Origin of the sequence: Dactylosporangium fulvum, from assembly GCF_025137375.1 — a bacterium.
Lineage (GTDB): Bacteria > Actinomycetota > Actinomycetes > Mycobacteriales > Micromonosporaceae > Dactylosporangium > Dactylosporangium fulvum.
Genome location: NZ_CP073720.1, coordinates 159,285 through 182,176 on the forward strand (window position 1 = coordinate 159,285; position 22,892 = coordinate 182,176).

Annotated in this window: 14 protein-coding genes and 2 pseudogenes; 5 read left to right on the top strand and 11 right to left on the bottom strand. The window is 69.3% G+C overall.

The window, feature by feature from the left end; translation table 11 throughout:
- Positions 1-82: 82 nt before the first annotated feature.
- Both Dfulv_RS00790 and Dfulv_RS00795 read right to left on the bottom strand, forming a co-directional pair.
- Positions 83-4,321 (bottom strand): hypothetical protein, encoded by a 4,239-nt coding sequence (locus Dfulv_RS00790; protein ID WP_259860662.1) that lies wholly within the window; start codon positions 4,319-4,321, stop codon positions 83-85.
- Positions 4,322-4,480: 159 nt separating this feature from the next.
- Positions 4,481-6,091: a C40 family peptidase gene (locus Dfulv_RS00795; protein WP_259860663.1), complete on the bottom strand. Its 1,611-nt coding sequence runs from the start codon at positions 6,089-6,091 to the stop codon at positions 4,481-4,483.
- A 171-nt stretch (positions 6,092-6,262) separates the two neighbouring features.
- Between Dfulv_RS00795 and mqnE the strand changes: the two genes are divergently transcribed.
- Positions 6,263-7,432 (top strand): aminofutalosine synthase MqnE, encoded by a 1,170-nt coding sequence (mqnE, locus tag Dfulv_RS00800; RefSeq protein WP_259860664.1) that lies wholly within the window; start codon positions 6,263-6,265, stop codon positions 7,430-7,432.
- A 21-nt stretch (positions 7,433-7,453) separates the two neighbouring features.
- Here mqnE and Dfulv_RS00805 read toward each other — a convergent pair whose 3' ends face one another.
- Positions 7,454-8,443 (bottom strand): FAD-dependent oxidoreductase, encoded by a 990-nt coding sequence (locus Dfulv_RS00805; RefSeq protein WP_319805749.1) that lies wholly within the window; start codon positions 8,441-8,443, stop codon positions 7,454-7,456.
- Positions 8,444-8,524: 81 nt separating this feature from the next.
- Between Dfulv_RS00805 and Dfulv_RS00810 the strand changes: the two genes are divergently transcribed.
- Positions 8,525-9,511 carry an SCO2521 family protein gene (locus Dfulv_RS00810; RefSeq protein WP_259860666.1) on the top strand — a complete coding sequence of 329 codons (987 nt, stop codon included), beginning with the start codon at positions 8,525-8,527 and terminating at the stop codon, positions 9,509-9,511.
- Positions 9,508-10,614, top strand: coding sequence for a phosphatidylserine/phosphatidylglycerophosphate/cardiolipin synthase family protein (locus tag Dfulv_RS00815; protein WP_259860667.1), 1,107 nt, complete (start codon positions 9,508-9,510; stop codon positions 10,612-10,614). Before Dfulv_RS00810 ends, Dfulv_RS00815 begins: the two co-directional genes overlap by 4 nt.
- Here Dfulv_RS00815 and Dfulv_RS00820 read toward each other — a convergent pair.
- From Dfulv_RS00820 to Dfulv_RS00835, 4 genes are read right to left on the bottom strand one after another with little or no spacing between them, the layout of a single operon-like run.
- Positions 10,567-11,523, bottom strand: coding sequence for an SCO2522 family protein (locus Dfulv_RS00820; RefSeq protein WP_259860668.1), 957 nt, complete (start codon positions 11,521-11,523; stop codon positions 10,567-10,569). The genes Dfulv_RS00815 and Dfulv_RS00820 overlap by 48 nt on opposite strands.
- Positions 11,524-12,441, bottom strand: a complete 918-nt coding sequence (locus Dfulv_RS00825) for an SCO2523 family variant P-loop protein (protein WP_259860669.1) — start codon at positions 12,439-12,441, stop codon at positions 11,524-11,526.
- A gap of 1 nt (position 12,442) precedes the next feature.
- A complete protein-coding gene (locus Dfulv_RS00830; protein WP_259860670.1) occupies positions 12,443-14,284 on the bottom strand; it encodes an SCO2524 family protein in 1,842 nt (613 codons plus the stop codon).
- Between the two features lie 21 nt (positions 14,285-14,305).
- The gene (locus tag Dfulv_RS00835) at positions 14,306-15,073 is read right to left on the bottom strand and encodes an SCO2525 family SAM-dependent methyltransferase (RefSeq protein ID WP_259860671.1); all 768 of its coding nucleotides are present in this window, start codon (positions 15,071-15,073) and stop codon (positions 14,306-14,308) included.
- A gap of 517 nt (positions 15,074-15,590) precedes the next feature.
- Between Dfulv_RS00835 and Dfulv_RS00840 the strand changes: the two genes are divergently transcribed.
- Positions 15,591-15,872 (top strand): DUF4229 domain-containing protein, encoded by a 282-nt coding sequence (locus Dfulv_RS00840; protein WP_259860672.1) that lies wholly within the window; start codon positions 15,591-15,593, stop codon positions 15,870-15,872.
- Between the two features lie 46 nt (positions 15,873-15,918).
- Positions 15,919-17,190 (top strand): annotated as a pseudogene (locus Dfulv_RS00845) (M14 family metallopeptidase); the annotation flags it as partial.
- A gap of 8 nt (positions 17,191-17,198) precedes the next feature.
- Here Dfulv_RS00845 and Dfulv_RS00850 read toward each other — a convergent pair.
- From Dfulv_RS00850 to Dfulv_RS00865, 4 genes and pseudogenes are all read right to left on the bottom strand, one after another.
- Positions 17,199-17,900 carry a VOC family protein gene (locus Dfulv_RS00850; protein WP_259860674.1) on the bottom strand — a complete coding sequence of 234 codons (702 nt, stop codon included), beginning with the start codon at positions 17,898-17,900 and terminating at the stop codon, positions 17,199-17,201.
- Positions 17,901-17,999: 99 nt separating this feature from the next.
- On the bottom strand, positions 18,000-19,991 hold the full coding sequence (locus Dfulv_RS00855; RefSeq protein ID WP_259867311.1) for a HelD family protein: 1,992 nt from the start codon (positions 19,989-19,991) through the stop codon (positions 18,000-18,002).
- A gap of 166 nt (positions 19,992-20,157) precedes the next feature.
- Complete coding sequence (locus tag Dfulv_RS00860) at positions 20,158-21,870, bottom strand: ATP-binding protein (protein ID WP_259860675.1); 1,713 nt, start codon at positions 21,868-21,870, stop codon at positions 20,158-20,160.
- A 365-nt stretch (positions 21,871-22,235) separates the two neighbouring features.
- Positions 22,236-22,742: pseudogene (locus Dfulv_RS00865) on the bottom strand (AAA family ATPase); the annotation flags it as partial.
- Positions 22,743-22,892: the final 150 nt, after the last annotated feature.

The following is a 22,892-nucleotide window of genomic DNA, read 5'->3' on the forward strand; positions in this document are numbered from 1 at the left end:
AGCAACGAGCTGGGACCTTCCGATTGGAGAACGGTTCAGCCTAGCCGATCTCCATGGAAGATCCCGCATCGCGTGTCGGGGCTCACTTCTGCGACGCGCCGCTGAAGATGCTGTCCACGAAACCCTGTGCCAGCATGACCACGAAATACCCTCCAGCGATCAGCACGATCACGATCACCGCGATGATGATCATCGCTCGGCGATTGCTGGAGTTCGACGGTTCTTCTTGGTCGTCGTCCGCTACCTGCGTTCCTTGACTGAGGATGTGCCCGGTGAGTGAGCCGGAGTTCTCCAGCGGGCTCCCGCCGTCGGCCGAAACAGAAGGCAATGACTCGTCCTTCTGCCCGCCATACACAGTGCCGGCGGAGATTCGCTGGTTACGCGCCCACTTCCCGTAGCTTTCCGCCGCGCTGCCCACCAATTGCGTCGCCTCGGACGGCTTCGGCTCGGCGGGTTCGGACCCGGCGGATTCTTCTGCGGAGTGTTCGGTCTCCGCTTCGGGCGGAGGAATGGCTGGGGGCTGCTGGTGCTCCGGCCCGGTGTGGTTGGGTGCATCGGTTGCCGGATAGGCCGTGCCCGGATTCCGGAGAACCGGCGGGTGCCCTTCTCGTTCGGGCCCGGACGACGGCGCCCGATTCGCGGAGAACGGGTGTTCATAGTTCGACGGCGGCCAAGACGGAAGTGCCGGATCCGGTACTTCCGGAGCCGCATCCTCCGCCTTCGGCGCGGACGGCCCACTGGTGGGCGGCGCGCTCCAGTTGCCAGGGGACGCCGGTGCCACGTTCCAGGCCTGCGGCGCGGACGGCGCAGAGCCGGGCGCCTGCGGCCAGGCCTGCTCGTCGGCCGAGGCGGGCGAGGCCGGTGGCGGCCACCCCTGCGCCCCGGACGGCGCCGAGGCGGGCGGTTGTCCCCAACTCGGCGGCTGGTTCGAGGCGGGCGGTGTCGACGTGGGTGCCGGCGCCCAGCCCTGCGACTCAGGCGAGGTCGACGCCGACGATTGTCCCCAGCCCAGCGGTGCGGCCGGCGGGGCCGACGCGGGCGGGGTCGAGGTCGGCGGCTGGCCCCATCCCTGCAGGGCCGGCGGTGCCGAGGCCGGTGGCGCGGATGCGGGTGGCGTGGACGTGGGCGGCTGACCCCAGCTCTGCGGTGCGGCCGGGGCACCGGACGTGGGTGCCGGTGCCCAGCCCTGCGACTCGGCAGCTGTCGACGCCGGCGGAGTGGAGGTGGGTGGCTGGCCCCAGGCCTGCGGCGGACTGGACGCCGGAGGAGTCGAGGTCGGCGGCTGGCCCCAGGCCTGCGGTGCGGCCGGAGGTGCCGAGGCTGGCGGTGCGGATGCGGGCGGCTGGCCCCATCCCTGCTGGGCCGGCTGGCCGGCGGCGGGCGGCGGCGCCCAGGCGGGCGGTGCCGAGGTCGGCGGCGCGGATGTGGGCGGCTGGCCCCATCCCTGCTGGGCCGGAGGTGCCGAGGCTGGCGGCGCGGACGCGGGTGGCTGACCCCATCCCTGCGGGGCAGCCGGTTGCTGACCCCATGCCTGCTGACCGGGCGGCGCTGAGGCCGGCTGGGCAGGCGGCACCGACGCGGGCGGGGAAGTCCAACCTTGCTGGGCCGGTGGCGGCGCCCAACTCTGCGGCTGGCCGGGCTGACCCTGCTGGCCGGGCGGCGGTGCCCAGCCCTGAGCGGCCGGTGGTGGTGCCCATCCTTGTGGCGGGGTCGACGGCGGCTGGTTCCACCCTTGCTGTGCGGGCGGTGGCGTCGAACCCTGCTGTCCGGGAGGAGCAGACGCGGGCGGCGGTGCCCAGGCGGGCGGTGCCGAGGCCGGTGGCGCGGACGCGGGTGGCTGGCCCCATCCTTGCTGAGCCGCCGGCTGCTGCCCCCAGGCCTGCTGGCCGGGCGGGGTCGACGCCGGTGGCGGCGTCCAGCCCTGCTGCGCAGGCTGGCCGGCTTGCCCTGCAAAGCCTGGTTGCCCAGGCTGCGGTCCGGCAAAGCCCGGCTGACCGGCCTGCTGTCCCGCATAACCTGGCTGCCCGCCCTGTTGGCCGCCAAAGCCCGGCTGCTGGCCGCCAAAGCCGGGCTGACCGGGCTGACCGGGCTGACCGGGCTGACCGGGAGCGGCCGGCCAGGCCTGCTGGCCAGGCTGCCCCTGCTGGACCGGCGGCGGGGCCCAGCCCTGCGGCCCGCTTTGGGCGGCTCCCGGCTGTCCGGCCTGCGGAGCCCAGCCCTGGGAGCCGGTCTGGGGAGCACCCGGCTGTCCGGTCTGCGGAGCCCAGCCTTGCGGGCCGGTCTGCGGAGCGGGCTGCTGGCCGGTCCAGCTCGGCTGCGCGGGCTGGTTCCAGCTCGGCCGGCCCGGGGCCTGCGGCCACTGGTCGGCCGGCCGCGGCTGCTCCGCCGGGGTCGACGACTGGCTGCTGCCCCACGGGTGCTCGGCCGACGGGGTCGTGTACGCGGGCGGCGCAGGCACCTCCGACTCCGACCCCTGCAACGGCGCCGGTGGGGAGGCCGGGCCGGGCTGCGGGATCGGCTCGGGCGGGGGCAGCGGGCCGGGGCTCGGCGGCTCCGGCTGCGGGATGGGCTCCGGCTGCGGTACGGGACCAGGCTGCGGCGCCGGCGGGAACGGCTGCGGGATCGGCTCCGGCTGCGGCGCCGGCGGGAAGGGTGAGGGTTCCGGCTGTGGGGCCGGCTCCGGCTGCGGGAACGGCGACGGCTCGGGGCCGGGGATCGGCTCCACCGGCGCGGCCGGCGGCTCGACGTCGACCTGCTCCGGCTCGGGCTGCGCGGCCGGAGCCGCGGGGTCGAGCGGACCCGACGCCACCGGCGCGACGCCCAGGCCACCGGCGCGGTAGACGCGGGGTGCCGCCGGGGCGCCTGCCGCACGTACTGCCTGGGCAGCCTCTTCGGCGCTCACCGTGTGCACACCGCGCACGGACGCGCTGGCCCGAGCCGTGCCGGCGGCCACCGGTGCTGCCTCGACCTTGGGCTCGGCCGGGGCCGGGCGGTTCTGCACGGCGAAGGGGTGGACCACGGGCGCCGGCTCGTACGCGGGTGCGGCGGGCTGCGCGGGGCTGTGCGAGGACGGGTTGTAGCTGGGTGCGGACGGCTCGAAGGTCGAGGCCGGTGCGCTCGACGGAACCTGGTACGCCGGCGGCGCCGGATCGGCGGCCCGGGGCGCGCTCGAGGAGAACGGCGGCGCCGGTTCGGCGGGCGGCGGGGTGAACAGCGGCGCCGGTTCGGCAGGAACCGAGGAGAACGGCGGGGCCGGGTCCGCGGGCGGCGGGGTGAACAGCGGCGCCAGTTCGGCGGGAACCGAGGAGAACGGCGGGGCCGGATCTGCGGAGGCGGCGGCCGGTGCCGGCTGGGCGGACCCGTAGGCGGGCGCCGGGTCGCTCGAATGCGACGGCTCCTGCTGTGCGGGTGCCGTCCAGGGCTTGGCGAACGCGTCCCACGACGACTCGACCGGAACGCGCGGGGCCCGCAGGCGGCTGGGCAGCGGCGGCGATGCGGACTCGGCCGGTGCCGGCGGCGAGAACGACCCGGCGCCGGAGGGGTCCGAGGTGCCGGAGGAGCCCGCAGCCGGGGCGGCGACGTTGTCATCGTCGTCGACCGCGGTGCCGAAGCCCTCGACCGGGGTCGGGCCGAACGGCGTCGGCGCGTAATCGGACGGTGTTTCGTCGAAGGTCGCGACGTTGGTGGGTGGCGGCGTCGAGTCGGTGGGCGGCGGACCGTACGTGCCGGCGACCGAGTCGAAGCTCGGCAACTGGTACGCCGGGGCGTCGTCGACCGCGGCCGCGATGACGTCCGCCTCCGGCTCGGCCGCGACGGGAGGCTGCCCGACCGGAGCCGAAGCGGCGTTCCCGACCGAGACCGACGGCGCGTCGGCCGGGTCGGCGCTACCGGTGTCGCCGGAGGAAGGCGACGGAGCCGGAGGAGGCGAAGAAGACGAAGACGTGTCCCCGAACGCCGCCATCAGCGCGGCGACCTCCGGGTCGTCCTCGGCGTCGGCCGAACCGGCGTTCTGGAACGGGTTGGCCCCCGGCCACAGCGCCCCGTCGACGGGGGCGGGCGGCGGCTCGTACGCCTCCGGCAGGGGCTCCTCGGCCTCCTCCACCCGCAGCTCGGCGCCGACCGGCGGCGGTGGCGGCAGCGGCGGCAGGTCGCCGAGATCATCCGAAGGATCACCCGTGCCGGCCGCGCCGGGTGAACCGCCGGGCGAAGCTCCGGAGGATGTGCCGGACAAGGTCCCGGGAACGGACCTGGGCGAGGCTCCGGGCGAGGTCCCGGACACCACCTCGTCACGTGCGTTGTCCCGCGTCTCCCGCTCGTCCATCGTCGCCCTCCATGACCTTGCCCTGTGCAGGCATCATCGCGCGACCGGCAGCCCCCTCCGCCGGTCACGCGTCCACGGTGCCACATCAAGTCACGGAACGCTGGACCGGACAGCGTCGGGTTTTGGATCACCCACCGCCGTCACGGCGCCCTTGGGGGCTCAGTTGCCGGACGCTGAATTCGACGTCTGCGCCGCCGTGCTCGCTCCGCTGCTGCTCGCCTCGGTCGAGGCGGACGCCGTATCGCCTGGCGCGGTGCTCGTCGAGGTGCTCGGCTTCGGCGACGGCGAGGGCGATGCGGACGGGGATGCGGACGGGGATGCGGATGCGGACGGGGATGCAGATGCCGACGCGGACGGGGATGCGGACGCGGATGCGGACGCCGACGCAGATGCCGACGCAGACGCGGACGCCGACGGGCTGGCCGAACTGGACGTCGGGTTGGGCTGCGGCTGTGTGGTCTGGTTGGGCGCCGGCACCGCGGGGAAGATCCGCGAGGCGCCGAACAGCCGGGACCACTTCACCGGTCCGACCTTGACCTTCTCACCGGTGGTCGGCGCGTGGACCATGTTGCCGTTACCGATGTAGATGCCCATGTGGTAGATCGAGCGCCAGTCGTTGGGATTGCTGGCGAAGAACACCAGATCACCGGGGAGCAACTGGTCGCCGAGCCGGTTCTTCGTCGGCCGGATGTTCGGCGTGCCGTGGTACATGTCGTTGGCGACCCGCGGGACACGGACGCCGACCTTGCCGTAGGCCCAGTAGGCCAGGCCGGAGCAGTCGAACGTGTTGGGGCCCTCGTCGCCCCAGACGTACCAACTCCCAATCTTGCTCATCGCGTAGTTCAACGCCTGGACGGCCTTGGGGTTGGCCTGCATGCCGTCGATGATCGGGTTGGCGGCGAGGCTCGGACCGGCGAGGCTCTGCTCGTAGGCCTCCTGGGCCGCCTCGATCTGCATGACCGCGGCATCGTTCTGGCTCTTGAGCGTGAGATACGCCGAGTTCTTGGCGTTGAAGTCGGCGTCGATCGGCGTGTAGACGTCCTGCGCCGTCCGCACCGCGCCGTGGGCGAGCTCGATCTCCTTCTTGGCCGCCGCCTCCTCCTGCTCGGCGCGGAGCAGGTCACGCGCCGCCTCCTGCCCGCCCGGCTGCTCGCCGAGACCGGGAGCAAGCATCCCGAACTGGTGCAGATCGTGCGCGTATGCGTCGAGGGGGCCGAGGCCGGCCGCGCGCTTGTAGGCGTCGGCGGCGACCGAGTCGGCCTTGCTGCGCAGATCGGCGACGCGGGAGGTCGCCTGCCGGAGCTTGTCCTCGGCGTCGGACAGGGTGGCCTGCGCCGCTTCGAGGTCCAGTGATGCCTGCAGTCGTCGCTGGCCGAGGGTGGTGACCGCGGCCTCGGCGGCGGCCAGTTGCGCCGCGAACGGCCCGCGCAGCGCCGCGGCGGAGGTGCTGGCCGGCGGCGTAGTGGTCACGGTGCCACCGGTGCCGGGCATGACGAGGGAGCCGGAGGCGATCGGCCGGGAGCCGGTGTCCGGAATGCCCTGTCCCGGCTCGGCGTAGGCGGGGCGCCCGACGAGCGAGCAGAGCATCGTGCAGACCACGGCGGCGGTGACCACTGGGCTGCGCCGGTATCGCCGACGCCGGCGGTCGACAGGCTCGGTGACCTGCTCCAATGGCTCTTGGTCCAGCGGCTCTGGTCGCCAGTCGTCCCCTGGATACGCCGCCCTCAACACCAGCCCGTTCATCGCCACCGTCCCCAGTCGGCTAGCCATGCCTGTTGGTCGATCGTCGCCGATCGATCAGTCGGTCTGCCGCCCGACCGTGTTCCTGCCCACTTTTTCTTACCCTACGAAGGCGAGGAACGTCGAGTGGTGATCAATGTCAGCTTCGTCGTCGGCAGGTGAATGGGGGTGGAACAACGGGTTCGACGTACGCTGGGGCCCGTGGATGCTGGTTTGAAGCGGGAACTCGAGGCCAAGGTCGTCGCCGGGGAGCGGCTGAGCAGAGAGGACGGCGTCGCGCTCTACGAGAGCGACGATCTCGCCTGGCTCGGCGGCCTGGCGCACCGGGTGCGCACGGAGAAGAACGGCGACCGGGTGATGTTCAACGTCAACCGGCACCTCAACCTCACCAACGTCTGCTCGGCCAGCTGTGCGTATTGCTCCTTCCAGCGCAAGCCGGGCGAGAAGGACGCCTACACCATGCGCATCCACGAGGCGGTGGCGAAGGCCAAGGAGATGGAGGGTGAGCAGCTCACCGAGTTGCACATCGTCAACGGCCTCCACCCGACGCTGCCGTGGAAGTACTACCCGAAGGTCCTGCGCGAGCTGAAGGCCGCGCTGCCCGGGGTCAACCTCAAGGCGTTCACCGCGACCGAGATCCAATGGTTCGAGAAGATCTCCGGCCTGCCCGCCGACGAGATCCTCGACGAGCTCATCGACGCCGGCCTGGAGTCGCTGACCGGCGGCGGTGCCGAGATCTTCGACTGGGAGGTCCGGCAGCACATCGTCGACCACGCCACGCACTGGGAGGACTGGTCGCGGATCCACCGGCTGGCCCACAGCAAGGGCCTGCGCACGCCGTCGACGATGCTCTACGGCCACATCGAGGAGCCGCGCCACCGGGTCGACCATGTCATGCGCCTGCGTGAGCTGCAGGACGAGACCGGCGGCTTCACGGTCTTCATCCCGCTGCGCTATCAGCACGACTTCGTCGACTCCGCCGACGGCAAGATCCGCAACCGGCTGCAGGCCCGCACGAAGATGGCCAGCCCGGCGGAGTCGCTCAAGACGTTCGCCGTGTCGCGGCTGATGTTCGACAACGTGCCGCACGTCAAGTGCTTCTGGGTGATGCACGGCCTGTCGGTGGCCCAGCTGAGCCTGAACTTCGGCGTCGACGACCTGGACGGCTCGGTGGTCGAGTACAAGATCACGCATGACGCCGACAGCTACGGCACGCCCAACACGATGCATCGCGAGGACCTGCTGCACCTCATCTGGGACGCGGGCTTCCAGCCGGTGGAGCGCAACACGCGCTACGAGATCGTCCGGGAGTACGACAAGCCGACGCCGCTTGCCGAGCGCCGTTCGGAGCCGCAGCAGATCTGGGCGTGACAGCGGCCGCGGAAAGCCGCCTCACAGGCCTCGGAGCGTCGCGACGATCCGGGTCACCGCGAGAGCGCAGCCCCAGGAGACGGTGACCCCGGCGCCGCCGTGCCCGTAGTTGTGGATCACGTCCAGGGCGCCGAGCCGCTCGTGCTCCAGGCGGACCGTCGGGCGGTTGGGGCGTATGCCGACGCGGTGGTCGAGCACCTTCGCGCCGGCCACGCGGGGCTCGATCGTCGCGCACTGGGCGACGATCTGCCGCGCCACGTCGGCGTCCGGCTCGCGGTCCCAGCTGCCGGGCTCGATGCTGCCGCCGAGCACCAGCTGCGCGCCGTGCGGCAGGTAGTAGATCGGCAACCGTGACTCGTCGTGCTCGCAGAAGAACTCGTCGATCCCCGGGTTCTCCACCACCGCGAGCTGGCCGCGGGTCGGCACGATCGACGCGTCGCCGGTGAGCTTGCCCGCACCGGCGCCGGTGCAGTTGACCACGATCTCGTCGGGCGCGGCGGCCTGGGGGAAGGCGTCGATGGTCCGCTGCTCGACGGGCGTGCCGGTGGCGTCCAGGCGCCCGCGGAGGTATCGCAGGTAGACGGGCATGTCCACGAGCGGCGCCGAATACCACCAGCCGTTGCTGAATCCGGCGGGCAGCTCGTCGGGGGTCGCCGTCCGGTAGCCGGGCAACGGCGAGGCCCACGCCGGTGGGGTCGTCGGCACCCGGGCCGCCTCCAGGCCGTGCACCGACCGCACGCCCGTCGACGCCACGTCCGCCGCCAAATCCAAAAGGATCTGTCGGGTTTCATCACTCCACGACAGGACGCGTTCGTCTTGAGACAAATAGGGGCCCCAGATCGCGCCCGCGGCGCATGACGTGGTGCTGAGATCCACTTCCTCGGCAACCATCCTGACCTGATATCCGGCCTCTGCCAGGCAAATCGCTGTCGTCAATCCTGACACGCCGGCACCGACCACCACGACCCCGCGTCCGGTGTGCATGAGACGACAGTAGGCCATTGTCGTCATCAAGTGAATACGGGCGGTTGCATAGATCCATGGAGATGAGGTGGAATCGAATCTCGCCGACGGACAGCCTTGGGGGTGGCGATGTCGGAATGGCCGTCGGCCGGCACCTTTCTGGTGCTGGGTGAGGTGCACACCGCGCTGCTGCAGAGTTCGGCCGCGTTGCCGGTCAACGCGTGCGAGCGGCTGGTCCGGCTGATCGGCGGGGAGCGGATCCGCCGCTTCGAGCGGCCCATCGCGCACGTCGCCTCGCCGAGCGTGCTGACCGGTGTCGACTGCCGGCTCGCCACCCGCGACGGGGCGAAGGTGCGGGCCATCGGCACCGTCGAGAGCCGGGTCGCGATCACGGGCGGTCACCTGCTGCAGGCCTCCTCGCGGGTGTGCCTGGAGCCGAGCGCGGCCCGCCGCCGGCTGCCCTGGTCGCACTACCTGGCCCGGCCCGGCCGGGCCGAGGTCATCGCCAAGCGGCTCAACGCCGCGGACCTGGCGCAGAGCTTCGTCCAGGGTGAGCTCCGGGCGGACCACGACGACACCGTGCTCGACCTGGCCAGCGTGACCACGCGCCTGGTCGACGAGGTGCAGAAGTCACCCGCCCTGGACCGGCGGGCGCCGCTGCGCGCCGGCCGGACCAGGCTCCGGTGGGCGGCGGTGGTCGCAGAGGGAGAGGTACGGGGCCCGTCGCTGGTGGTTGAGAGCGGCGGGGTACGGACGTTGGTGGTGCAGTGCCGCGCCGTCGATGTCGACACGATCGGTGACTTCAGTGACGATGTCGCGCTGCACGACTGGCTGCTGACCACCCTGCTCCATGTGATCGAGAGCAGCCGCATGGGGAACGACGATCATGCCAAGGTGATGACCCGGCTCCGTCCGGCGGTCGAACACCTGCTGCACCTGTGGATGCCCGAGGCGCGGCTGAGCCGGGACGAGGTGGGCGCGCAACTGTGGCGCAGCCTCGAGAACCGGCCCGGGATGAGTCGTCAATGGCGGTCGTGTGTCGATCGGATCAGGGACCAACTGGCGCTGAACACGATCGCGTTGTTCGGCGAACGGCTCGGGGAGGTCGGCAGATGACCGAGGGGGAGTCGGCGCGCCCACGTGACCTCGTGGCGCAGTCGAAGATCATCAAGAAAATGTTCTTGTCGGTGGGGATCGGCAGCATCGCGTACCTGCTCACGAACATACTGATCGACGGGATCGGCGAGCAGCAGATCTGGGTGATCACGCTGTCGCTGCTGATCGGTGGCGTGACGTTTCTGACGCAGTTTCTGCACGATCTGGAAAAGCGGATGGAGACGGTGGAAAACGCCGAATCCGAGCATTCACGCCGGGTCGGCCTGTTGGTCGACTCGCGGTTCACCGCGATCAATGACGTGGTGCGGGAGCGGTTCGTCGAGATCGACCAGGTGGTGCAGGGCGGCTTCGCGAAGATCAACGAGGCGACGCAGTTGTTCGGCCTCGTCGAGGCGTCCGCGCTGCGTACCGATGCCGTGACCCAGCTCGTACGACACTCGACACAGATCGATCCGCAGGCTCCCGACCTGGTGTTCCGGTTCGCCCAGGCCGAGATCAGCCGGATGTCGGAGTTCCTCAAGGAGCTCAGCGAAGGCGGCAACGTCACCTACGAGGGCGAGGACCGCGACTGGATGCTGTCCCTGGCCGCGAACTGCCGGTCGACCATCGACGCCATCAGCCTCACCACGGTGGATGCCCGGGGATCGGGGTTCGTCGACGGCAGCCTGTGGACCAGCGACCTCGGTCAGCGGTACCTCGAGGTGCAGCGCGACGCGCTCGATCGCGGAGTGCGCATCCGCCGGGTCTTCATCCTCGACCGGCCGGGGCTCGCCGACGACCCGATGTTCATGGAGAACTGCCTGCTCCAGCAGGAGATGGGCATCGAGGTGCGGCTGCTGGACACCCACGCCATCCCGGGCACCCGGCGCAGCTCACTGTTCGACTTCATCCTCTTCGACGATGTGATCAGCTACGAGTCGACGCCGGCGTCGAGCATCGACGGCTCGATCCGCCCGACGATCGTCACCACGCGCCTCGAACTGCGGGCCAGCCGGGTCAAGGACCGGCTCCTGCGGTTCAAGGACCTCTACAACTCGGCCCGCCCGATCGTCCACTCAGCCGGTGAAAACGTACTGAAGGCGGTCGACCGCGGCGAGCGGTAGGGCGATGCCCTCGTCCCTGCCACGCCGGACGACGTCCTCATTGAGACCCGCTTCGATCGCCACCTGACTCAGGATGGTCCGGACCGCCTGTTCGGTGGCGAAGAAGCGGCTGCCGAGAACGGAGAGGGAGCGGTATGCGCTGAAGGGCGCCGCGTCCGGATTGACCTGCATGACGGCGGGCAGGCGCCCCCACTCGCTCGGGTAGGCGCCCTCCCACGCCCGGGGCACCGCGACCGCCCGCCCCTCGTAGCGCACCAGTCCCAGCCGCAGCAGCTGCCAGACCGAGGCGAGATACGCGCACGACCAGCGCCGATGCCGGTCCGGCTCGTCCCAGAGCTGCACGTCGACGAAGACCGAGTGCCGGTTCGCCGCGTTCTGCACCGGCGGCCGCCACGGCTGCAGCCCGCCCATCGCCTCCCCGCCGGTGACGGACGGCGAGCGCTCACCGTTGCTCAACCAGCCGCTCTCGCCGACCGGCGGGCGGGAGCCGTTGGTGCCCGGCGGCGGGTCGGCGACGATCCGCTCCTCGACCAGCCGAGCCAGCTCGACCCCGTCGGCCTCCGCGCACGCCGACTCCCGGGCGATGTAGTCGATGCGCACGCCGTTGGCGTCGGCGGCGGCGAGCAGCATCGGCAGGATCTCGCTCGGCGGCTGTTTCGGCCCGAAGTAGTCGTCGATCAGGAAACACGTGCTGATGCGCACCGACCGGCCGGTCACCGACCTGCGATGGATGTCCGTCGCCGCGGCGATCCACGGCGCGAGCTGCGCGAAGTGCGCCTTGAGCCGCTCGGGTCCGTCGCGGAAGTCCTCGAAGTACAGGTGGCCGGCCTCGATCGACAGGTGCGACAACGGCAGGGAGGCGCTGCGCGGCTCCGCGCCCGCCTCCCGGAACGTCGCCGCCTGATGCATCTACAGCCCTTCCCAGGCGGTGTCGTCGACGAGCCGCTGTGCGAGCCGGTCAAACGCGTCGAGCGTCTCCTGGTTGGCGATCTGGCGCAGCTTCACGTCGTCGTCGGCGATGAGCTGCTCGCGCCACTGCAGCACCGGGTCGAGCGGCACGCTGCCCAGGACCAGCGTGCGGCCCAGGCCGACCTTGCCGGCGAGCCGCTGCAGCTCGTAGTTGCAGTCCTCCAGCCACGCGATCTGGGCCGGGCGCAGGCCGGCGAGGTCGTCGGAGCTGGGGTCGACGACGGCGGTGCGGACGAAGCGGATCTGCCGGGTCAGCTCGTCGCGGTCGTGGCCGAACCGCACCCCGGTCTCGAGGATGCCCTGCTCGCCGAAGACCAGGTCGGCGGCCGAGATGATGTGCTGGCGGGTCCATCGGTGGAAGACCAGCCAGCGGCTGGTGGTCGAGCGCAGCTGCGGTTCGGCGGTCGCGGCCAGCACGGTCTCCACCGCATGTGAACGACCGGCACTGAGGTCGATGAGCGAGATCTCGAACTCCTCCTCCAGCTTGAGGAAGAGGTCGGCGCAGCGCTGCACCATCTCGGGCGAACCCGGCAGCTCGCCGCCGCCGCTGTCGCCGGGGAAGAGGACCAGCCGGCCGGACCGCAGTGGCTGGTGGCGCAGCGACTCGCCCTCGGACTCCGACCAGACGTCGACCGAATACGGCTCGCCGATGCGGCCCTGCAGGTAGGAGTGCAGGCCACGGCCGCGCTTGCCGTGCAACAGCCCCTCGATCTGGAACACGGTGCCCGCCGTCGGCGAACCGAAGTCGAAGTCGAGGTAGCAGACGTCGCCGCCCTGCAGCGCGCGCCGATAGACGATGTTGCTGCTGGTCACCGACCGGCCGGTGCCGCCCTTGTCCGATGTGGCGAAGACGAGCATGTCACCGCATCCCACTGGCGTCGCGCCGGGCGGCGCTGAGCCGGTCGAGGTCGACGAGGACCTGGGCGGCGAGGGCGGCGGCGGTGCCCGGCCGGGTCCGCAAGACGTCGTGCGCCCGGCGCAGGGTCGCGCCGGCCGACTTCAACGCGTCGCGCATCGAGGGACCGGAGTCGGCGGAGATGCGCAGTAGCTCCTGGTCGTAGATGTGATCGGCCTCGGAGAGCAGGTCGGTCGCCTGGGCGACCAGCGCCGGGCTGCGCAGCGGCGGGCTGTCGATGAGTGTGGCCGCGGCGACGAGGCAGCTGATGACCCGCTCCGAGTAGTACCAGGACGCGGCCTCGTCGGACGGGGGCAGGCTGGGGTAGATCGCCGACGGCTGGTCCCACAGCCCGGCCGCCGGCCCCTGCTCGATGCGGCGCCGGGTGACATGCTCCCAGACCTCGTCGATGAGGTTCGTCATCTCGTTGCGCAGGTCGACCCGGTTGAGCAGGGCGGCCACCCGCAGCGTCTGCTTGAGCAGTTGGGTGGAGAAGTCGGCCAGCTCCCAGCTGAGCATCGGGCCGCCGACCTCTTCGCTGCCGTCGAGCTGGAACGGGAAGCCGGGCAGGTGCAGGGCGATCGCCGGGTCGTCGGCGGAGATCGGGCGGCGGGTGATGCGGGACCGCTCGGCGAGCTCCTCGAGCACCTGGCCGATCCGCACCGGGTCGGACTCGTTGCTGACCTTGTTGACGGTCATGTCGAGCACGACCATGGACGAGACGAGCAGGCTCAGGTAGTCGGACTGGGAGCCGTCGACCGTCATCCACGGCACGTTTTCCAGCGGCCAGCCGCTGTCGCCGAAGCGCGCGATCTTCGACCAGTAGGAGAGGGTCAGGTCATACCGGATCTGGAGGGCCCGGGACAGGCGCTGCTGCTCCTCGTCGAGCAGGCCCAGCAGGCGGGTGCGCTCGGAGAACAGGTGCTGCATGCAGTCGAGCGCCACCGCGGTGAAGTAGGCGTAGGGCGCGGCGAGGGCGTAGCCCGCCGGTTGGTGGATGCCGGTCTCGTTGGTGTCGACCTGCGGCGCGCCCTTGGTGATGCCCCAGGACCAGCCGCACTCGAAGACCTTGTTGTCGTTGTCGAGATCCGGCACCTCACCGAGGCCGAACGTCACGTCGCGCAGACCGGCCCGGATCTCCTCAACGGTGGCCTGGAACTCCAGCCGGATGCGGTTTTTCGGCTGGCGCGCCTGGTTGATCATCTGGAGCAGGTTGACGCCCTCTTGCGACTCCGGGTCGAGCACGTTGACCGTGAAACTGCGCATCAGGCCGATCATGGCGCCGGTCAGCCGCCGGCTCGCCAGTGTCTCGATGGTGCGGACCTCGTCGCGGAGGTTGGGCCGGGTGAGCACCCGGCGGAACACCTTGGCGAAACCGATGATCGCCAGGGAGAGCCGGATGGAGATCGCGAACGAGTCGACCACGTCGAGGGCGCGCTGCGTCTCGGTCGGTTCACCCGATTCGGCGGCGGTGAAGTAGCTGCCGCCACCGTAGGTCGGGCGCCCCTCCTCGTCGATGTAGGTGGTGAGGTACTCGTGGATGACCCGCATGAGCACCTGCGGGATCTCGACGCTGTCGCCGATCGCCTCGAGCGAGTGCTCGACGTCCTCGGCGGTCTCGTTGGGCAGGTCCAGCTTGAACGTCGGAACCTCGGTCGCCGGCCCCATCAGGCACAGCAACTGCTCCGCGTCGCTGATGGAATTGCGCTGGCGCCGGCCTTCCCAGACCCAGGTGCCCTTCTGAAAGGACGAACGCGCCACGGCGCGCCATGATTCGAGCAGCTGTTGACGGGGTTGGATCCTCATGGGCCTCCCACCACGCGCTTTTCAGTCGATGGCCGCACCCGCCCGCCCAAGGGCGAGGATCATGCCTTTGTATTGCGCCTTGATGACCTGACCCGAGAATACCGGCTGGACGTCGACCTCTTCAACGATCGGATCCAGGTTTCGCCGCACATCGGCGACCGTCACCGACACCGCGGGATAGCGGATCCCACCGACGGAGTAGCCCGGCGACTGGGCCATGAAGGCGGCCGCGAATGGCGCGCCGGGACGCAGCGCGTGGACGAACTTCTCCAGGGCCTCGGCGAATTCTTCGGGGCGTTCGGACATCGACTCGGCGACGAAGAACATCGTGCCCAGGTCCCAGCGGCGCCGCTCGAGCTCGAAGAGATCACCCGGCTGGACGTGCACCTTCGCCGCCTCGACGCGCGGGTCGACGCCGCTGTACGGCGAGTCCTCCTTGGTTGCCAGCTCCGCCCAGAACGGATCCCAGATCGCGTCGTAATTCGGCAGCTGAGTCTGCAGCCAGGCCAAATTTGATCGACTGCGCTCGAACAGTGTTACACTGTCGCAGAACGGCAGCATCGCCATCATCGGGTAAAGGTTCGCGCCGGCGCCGACGTCCACGCCGTGCGCCCCTGGCGCCGGAGCGTGGGTGACGAAGAAATCTCGCACCATCTGCAAGATTTGGCGATCGTCCTCGATGAGCGTGGCGTAGTTGTCCTGCACGTACTGCGCGGGGTTGAACGAATCCCAGGGATAAGCCGAATTGGCATGCTCGTGCCCGGTGATCGTCGGTGTCCCCACGTTCATAGCCGGCTCTCCGATCCGGTCGGCAGGTCAGCTGCAACAGTGCTCAGCTGCAAACGGTGCTCAGCGCAGCGGTGCGAATCCAGACCAGCTGTGATCGAGGTCGGGGCGGATTCGCACTCGTGGGCGGTGGAGCTCGGCCCTTGGAGCGATTCGACCTGAACAGGATTCAACGGGATGGTAACGCACCGTTACAACGAAAACGAGGCATGTGGTTGAAGTGACGGGTGTTACGCATGAGGCGAAGGGCCGAATGTACGGTCCGTCGCGGCGGCAGCGCTACCCGCTCCTCAGTGCGAGAAACGACAGAGTTTTCCGGAAGACCTGCATGGTGGCCGCCGGCCGCCGGTTGATGTCGCCAATCCGACTCGGGGAGGCCCTTGCCCCTGCGGTTCGGGCCCCTTTCATGATCAAGGTAAGCATCATGTCGTCGGGACGGCAGGACGCTTTCCTTGATCACGAAAGCGGTGCGGCGCCCCGCGGACCGGGTGGGCGGCGGCGGGGATACGCTGGGTGAACCATGTCTCCGATTGTCAAGTACTCGCTCGCCCGGCTCGGCTTGTTCGTCATCGTCGCGGCCGTGGCGCTCACTGTTCCTGTCGACGTCAGCGTCGCCCTCAAGCTGATGGTCGCCGTCCTCGTCTCCGCTGTGCTGGCCTTCTTCCTGCTCAAGGGGATGCGGGAGCAGGCGTCCGTCCAGGCTGTCGGAGTCGCCCAGCAGCGGACGGAAAAGCGTGAACGTCTGCGCGCGGCGCTCAACGGGGATGACGATGGGGGCGAAAGCGCCACCAAAACGGGCTAACGCCATTTAAACCTTGGATGGTGCAAAACCACCCAAGGAGGCGTACATGGCCCGCAGGCTCGTCCCGTCGCTCGCGCTGGCCGCGGTCGGCATGTTGGTTGTCGTCGCGACGAATCCGGCGAGTGCCGCGCCCACCGTCCCCACGCGACCACCCGTCGACTCGGCCGGGCCATACGTGGTCGACGGGGTCCGCACGTGGGACGACCGCAACCGTGTTGCCCGTACCGGTGCGGCGATCGACGCGATCGAGGACGGGCGCGCCGACGTCACCGCGACACCCGGCGAGGTGCGGGAGATCCGCAAGCTCGGTTACCGGGTGACGGAGGACCGGCGTGAGGACTTCCCCGTCGCCGACGCCGGCTACCACAACTACGCCGAGATGGTCGCCGAGCTCGACAAGGCGGCGAAGGACCACCCGGCGATCATGCAGAAGCTCAGCATCGGCACGTCGTACGAGGGCCGCGACATGCCGCTGATCAAGATCTCCGACAACGTGGCGATAGACGAGAACGAGCCCGAGATCCTCTACGGCGCACACCAGCACGCGCGTGAGCACCTCACCGTCGAGATGGCCCTGTACCTCGTCAAGCTGTTCACCGACGGGTACGGCAAGGACGCGCGGATCACAAAACTCGTCAACAGCCGCGAGATCTGGATCGTGCCGGACCTGAACCCGGACGGCGGCGAGTACGACATCGAGACCGGCACGTACCGCTTCTGGCGCAAGAACCGCCAGCCGGCCCCGAACTCGCCCGGCGTCGGCACCGACCTGAACCGCAACTGGGGGCACAACTTCGGCTGCTGCGCCGGCTCTTCCAGCGATCCGGCGTCGGAGACCTACCGGGGGTCCTCGGCGTTCTCGGCGACGGAGACGAAGCGGCTGCGCGACTTCGTGCTGAGCCGGCGGATCAAGGGCGTGCAGCAGATCAAGGCGGCCATCGATTTCCACACGTACTCCGAGCTGGTGCTCTGGCCGTACGGGTACACGATGGCGACCACGGCGAAGGGGCTCGGCGCCGACCAGCGGGCCACGTTCAAGGCGCTCGGCACGCAGATGGCGAAGAGCAACGGGTACACGCCGCAGCAGTCCAGCAGCCTCTACATCACCGACGGCTCGATCATCGACTGGCTGTGGGCGACGCAGGGCATCTGGGCGTTCACGTTCGAGATGTTCCCGAGCTCGCCGGACCAGGGCGGCTTCTACCCGCCCGCGAGTGTGATCACCGCGCAGACGATCCGCAACAAGGAGGCGAGCCTGCAGCTCGCCGAGTACGCGGACTGCGCGTACCGCATCATCGGCAAGCAGCACCATTACTGCTACTAGTGCTAGAAGGTGTACTCCTCAGCGAGTTCGATGAGCGCGAAATGGGCGCCCGTCGGGTCCGCGACGCGGGCGTAGTAACCGGCCGACACCGGTTGCGGCGCCCGCGCCACGGTGCCGCCCAGTTCGGCGACCCGTTCACACGCCGTCACGCAGTCGGTGACCATGAAGCAGGCCGTCCAGTGGTCGGGGACGTCGTCCGGGAACCGGTGATCGATCGGGGCCAGGCCGCCGACGGTGTCGTTGTTGTGATGGAACTCGAAGTACGGGTCGCCGGGGTTGCTCTCCGCCTCGACCGTGTGCCAGCCGAACACCTCCTTGTAGAAGGCGTTGGTCCCGGCCAGGTCGTGCGACGCCAGCTCGTACCAGCAGATCGCACCCGGCTCGAAGGAGACCTGCGCGCCGACGAACCGGCTGCGCAGCCACGTGCCGAACGATGCGCCGCCGGTGTCGGTGAACACGCCGGCCGTGCCCAGGTCGCGCACGCTGGTCGGGGCCAGGCGGACCGCGCCGCCGGCCCGGACGACGGCGTCGGCGGTGCCGGCCGGGTCGTCGGTCGAGATCGAGATCAGCCACGCGGCCTTGGAGCCCTGCCGGAGTCCGGCGGCGGCCCGCCCGTTCAGCGTGAAGTGGCCGTCATCGTTGAATCTCCAGCCGAACAACCCGCCGTAGAACGCACGGGCGGCGACGGGGTCGGGGCTTGCCACCTCGGTCCAGCAGGGGGTTCCCGATGCGTAACCCCTTACTCGCATTCCGCGTCCTTTCGGTTGTCACTCTGTTTCGAGATAGTGACATCCGTCAGCCGATCATGACACCCCATCCAGCGGTGTAGGAAGCGGTTGTGCATGCAACACATCGAGTCGCGAAACGGCTCGAGTCAAAACGACGAACAGCCGATTGAGCCCACGGGCCTCGGCCGCCACGATGTCGGCCGGCTCGACCACGATCACGTGGTCGTACTCCAGACCCTTGGCGAGGCTCGCCGGCAACACGGTGACCCGCCCGTCGGTCTCGGTGTCGGTCTCGGCGCCGGCGACCATGACGCCGGCGTCCCGCAGGGCCCCGGCGAGCCCGTCGACGGCCGCATCAGTAGCAATGACGCCGATCGATCCGGCGTATTGCAGTGCGTCCTTGACTGACCGCACGGTTTCGTGTTCAAGAGATTCAACAGTACTGATGTGCAGCGCACCGTCGGTGCGCAGTGACCTGGCCTCCGGCACATCAACGCCGAGCGCCGGCAGGAGCCGGTTGGCGAGCGCGACCACCGCGGCCGGCACGCGGAAGCCGGTTGTCAGCGGTACCACCCGGGCCCCCGGCTTGCCGAGATGGGCGAGCAGCGCGGGCCAGTCGCGTGCCGCCCACGGCGCGGTGCCCTGGGCGAGATCACCGAGGAGCGTGATCGAGCCGTGCTCGCTGCGCCGGGCGATCACGCGCGCCTGCATGGGTGAGAGGTCCTGCGCCTCGTCGACGACGACGTGGCCGAAGCTCGGCACGCGGTCGATGAGGCCGGCCGCCTCGTCGACGAGGACCGCGTCGGCGGCGCTCCAGCGGGCCGACTTTGCCGTTTTGGGGGGCTTCGCCCAGGTGATCACTTCTTGCTCATCAGCGGAAAGAAGATCGTCTGCCGGGTCGCTCAGTACCTCGAACACCAACTGCTCCGGCGTGACCGCCGGCCACACCCGGTCGAGCAGTTCGACGACCGGTGCGGCCTTGCCCATCCGCCGCTGCCAGGCCTCGCCGGGCGAGTCGCCGCGGCGCGCCTCGGACTGCAGCATCAGCAACGAGACGATCCGCGCGCGGACCCGTTCGCGGCCGATCGAATACGGCGGTGCCTCACGCCGGACGTCGTCCACGATCCGGCGGAGCGCTTCGGTGGAGACCCGCCAGCGGTAGGAGCCGTCGGAGACGGTCAGCGGCTCCTCCGGCTTCCGGATCTTGCCGTGGAGGCGCCTCGCCAGTACCGCCGCCATCCTCGGATCGTGTTTGACGGCCGCCGCGGCCTCCGAGTCGACCGCTCTGACCTGTGTGGCGAGCAGCCCGTCGATCGTCGACTGGCGCACCTCGACCTCGCCGAGGGCGGGCAGCACGCTCGCGATGTAGTGCAGGAACGCGGTGTTCGGCCCGACGATCAGCACGCCGGCCCGGCGGAGCCGCTCGCGGTGCAGGTACAGCAGATAGGCGGCCCGGTGCAGACCGACGGCGGTCTTCCCGGTTCCCGGTGCGCCTTGGACGCAGATGGATTCGTCGAGTTCGGCGCGGACGAGTTCGTCTTGTTCGGGTTGGATGGTGGCGACGATGTCGCGCATGGGTCCGACGCGGGGTCGTTCGATTTCTTCGAGCAGGATCTGGCTGATGGCTTGTTGTTCGCCGCGGCTGAGGTGTTCGTCTTCGAAGCTGGTCAGTTCGCCTTTGACGAAGCCGAAGCGGCGGCGAGTCTGTACGTCTTGTGGGTCTTTGGTGCTGGCTTGGTAGAACTTGCGGGATAGTGGGGCGCGCCAGTCGAGGACCATGGGTTCGCCGGTGGTGTCGGTGACGTGGCGGCGTCCGATGTGGAACTGGTCTTCGTCGATGTCGAGCCGGCCGAAGAACAGTGGCGTGTCGGGGTTGTCGGCGAGTTCCGCGATGCGGCGGGCCATGTGCCGGCCGAGTGTTTCGGCGGTGTAGGCGTCGCCGGCGACCTTGTCGCCGGTGGCGTAGAGGTCTTCGGCGCGTTCCCGCATCCGGCGGAGCGCTTTGCGTGAGGCGTCGAGGTGCGCTCGCTCGGCGGCGAGCTCTTCTTCGAGTGCGGGCACGGTGATCCTCTTGGAGATCTCGGTCGGCTCGCTCGCGTATCCAGGACCCTTCCTGGCGCGTGGGACGTCCGCTGCGGTGGCTACCTCACCGCGGCCGTCAAGCGGCCAACCAGAGTATGCGCCGTGTGGGGTCCGTTCCACCGAATTCTTCCGCCGCGAGTTCGCGGCCTGCTCATGGTGCCGAGGAGACACGCCGGTAACGTCGATGCGGAGATCGTGCAGGCGCGGTAGCTGTGACGCGTCCCGTGATCTCCAGATTCTTGAGTGCACGCAGCACCTTCATGTAGCTGAGGCCGGTGCGTGCCTCCAGGTCGCGACGGCTCAGTTCAGCGCCGTCCGCGAGCGCCTGCCAGATCAGTTCTTCAGCGTCGTCGCCGAGTTGGCCGGTCGGCTCATGTGCTGGCGGCATCGGCGCGACATCAGGGGCAAGCAGATATCTCGCATGGCGACGTTCGCCGATTCGCACGGCGATGCCACGGTTGACCAGGTCGGATAGTTCGGTCGTGGCGCGGTGGGCCTCGAGACCGAGATTGCGCATCGTTCCATTGGTAACCGGCCGGCCTGCATGCATCTCTGCGAGTGCGAGATGCTGGGTCGGTGTTAGCCCCGGCTGCCCTAGATCTGCGATCCACGCCATTGTCTCGTCGTCGAGCAATGAGTGCCTCGGCATGATCACCTTGAAGCGGGTGATCCGACTATGAAACTCGGGAAGCGGGGAGCCGGCACGTCGGAGTTCTCGAAGCATGGTGGGAATGCCACTGGCGCGGTTCTCACACACCATCCGGCCGGTGTCAGGTAGTCGGACGTCCTGAAGTAACTTGGCGAGAACTGGGTTTCGGGTGGATGTGACCCCTTCGCCGCCGAGGTCATCTTCGGTGATCGCTCCGAACAGCCCACCTGGGTTGGCGACCACCAGACGGTCTGCGTAAAGCGTGATCTGTACCGGTGTTCCGCGCGAGTAGGGCGAGTAGTCGCGGTGTAGTAGCGCGTTGGCAACGGCCTCGCGTACGACCTCTGCCGGATAGTCGTACACATCGGTACGGCCGCTTCCATCCACAAAGGACCGTACCGAGGTGTTGCGCAGGACGGCGGTGACAACCTCATCCACCATTACCGGGATGGGCCCGTCGAACGAGCGGTTGTCGAGGAATCGCGGTCCGCCGACTGGAACGTCTTCTGTGGAGATGCCTGGATAAACGACGAAGGTTACGTTCAGTTGAGGGAAGAACTGTTGTGGATAGGCACCCAGCGCCAACAGGCCGCCCAGCGTGGGCCGGGTTACGCCGTCGACATCGTCCCTGATGACGTTGAGCCTTCGTAGCACCTGGTCCTCGGGCAGGCCGGCGAATGCTCCGGGTTGCCGCTGGCGAACTCGAGCCACCAGCAACTGGCACGATGTCGGGTCGAGATCAGCCAGCGTTGCTTCGGCCACTGCCTGGCGGTCGTCGTCGGGCTGGCCACGGTTCGTGTGGAGCAGGTGGATCTCGAAATCTGTCAGCCTTCGGTCGCCGTCGCCGCCACGAGTGAAGGACCCGTTGTACTCGCCGCGAGCGGCTACGTAGCAGGGTTTGAATCGAGGGTCGAGTTCGCCGACTTCGGCTGTCACGACCAGGGCATGGTCAAGACTGACGATCTCGATCTCGGCACGCACGGGCGGATGCATGTCGTCGTTGCATGCAGCGGCAAGTGCGTCGCGGATTCGCGCGGCGTCGAATCCAGGAGCCGGGCGAAAGTCATGTTCTTCTTCCAGCCCGAGGATGAGCGTGCCGCCACGATCATTACTGAACGCGCTCAAGGTGTCCCGCACCGACTTCGGCAAGCCGCCGGCGGCCGCTTTCACCTCGACATCGGCCAGGTCGGTCCCGGCCTGACGTAGCAACGCCACCAGGCGTGCTAGCTCTGGACCGCCCATTTCATCCCCCCGTTGCTAAAGTCTTTTGCGCAAGACTTTAGCAACTGCTTCCCGGCCGGGCACGGTAAGGATCTTGTTGTGTTCGATCCGTGGCGGTCGATCATCCCGTTGGTTGCCGGCAGGCGGCCCCGAGGCTTTCGACACCGCGGTCGGTGCGATGCTTGGCGAGGTTCGGGGTTGGCTGCTGGCTGAGTTGAGGAAGCGGCGTGAGATGACGTAGGAGCAGGTCGCGTCCCGGATGGGTATCTCGGGCCCGAGTGTCGCAGATCGAGGCCGGCAGCGTCTCGACGGACGAGCAGCTCAAGTCGCCTGATCCGGAGACCGGCGGTAGTGGGTCACAAGCCGGGGTTGGGGTTGCCTGTCCCCGGCGCCCCCTGCACGCAGATCGACTCGTCCAGCTCCGCGCGGACCAGTTCGTCCTGCTCGGGCTGGATCGTGGCGACGATGTCGCGCATCGGGCCGACGCGTGGCCGCTCGATCTCCTCCAGCAGGACCCGACTGGTGCGGAGCTCCTCGCCGGCCAGCAGGTTCTCGTCCTCGAAGCTGGTCAGCTCACCCTTCGCGAACCCGAACCGGCGTCTGGCCCTGACGTCCTGCGGGTCTTTGACGCTCGCCTGGTAGAACTTCCGGCTGATAGGCGCGGCCAGCTCGGCGATCCGCCTCGCGAGATGCCGTCCCAGGGTCTCCGCCGCGAACGGGTCCCCGGCCACCTGGTCCCCGGTGGAGAACAGATCCTCGGCATGCTCCCGCATCCGGCGCAGCGCCGTGCGGGAGGCTTCCAGGTGCGCTCGCTCGGCGGCGAGCTCGTCTTGCAGTGCGGGCACGGTGATTTCCTTCAGGGGGATCTCAACAGCTGCTCGCTCGCGTATCCGAGCGCTGACCTCGGCGCGTAGGGACGTCCGCTGCGGTGCCTACCTCACCGCGGCCGTCAAGCGGCCCATCACTTTACGCGCTGACGCAGGCAGGACTCCATCGAATTCAAGAAAAAGCCGGGC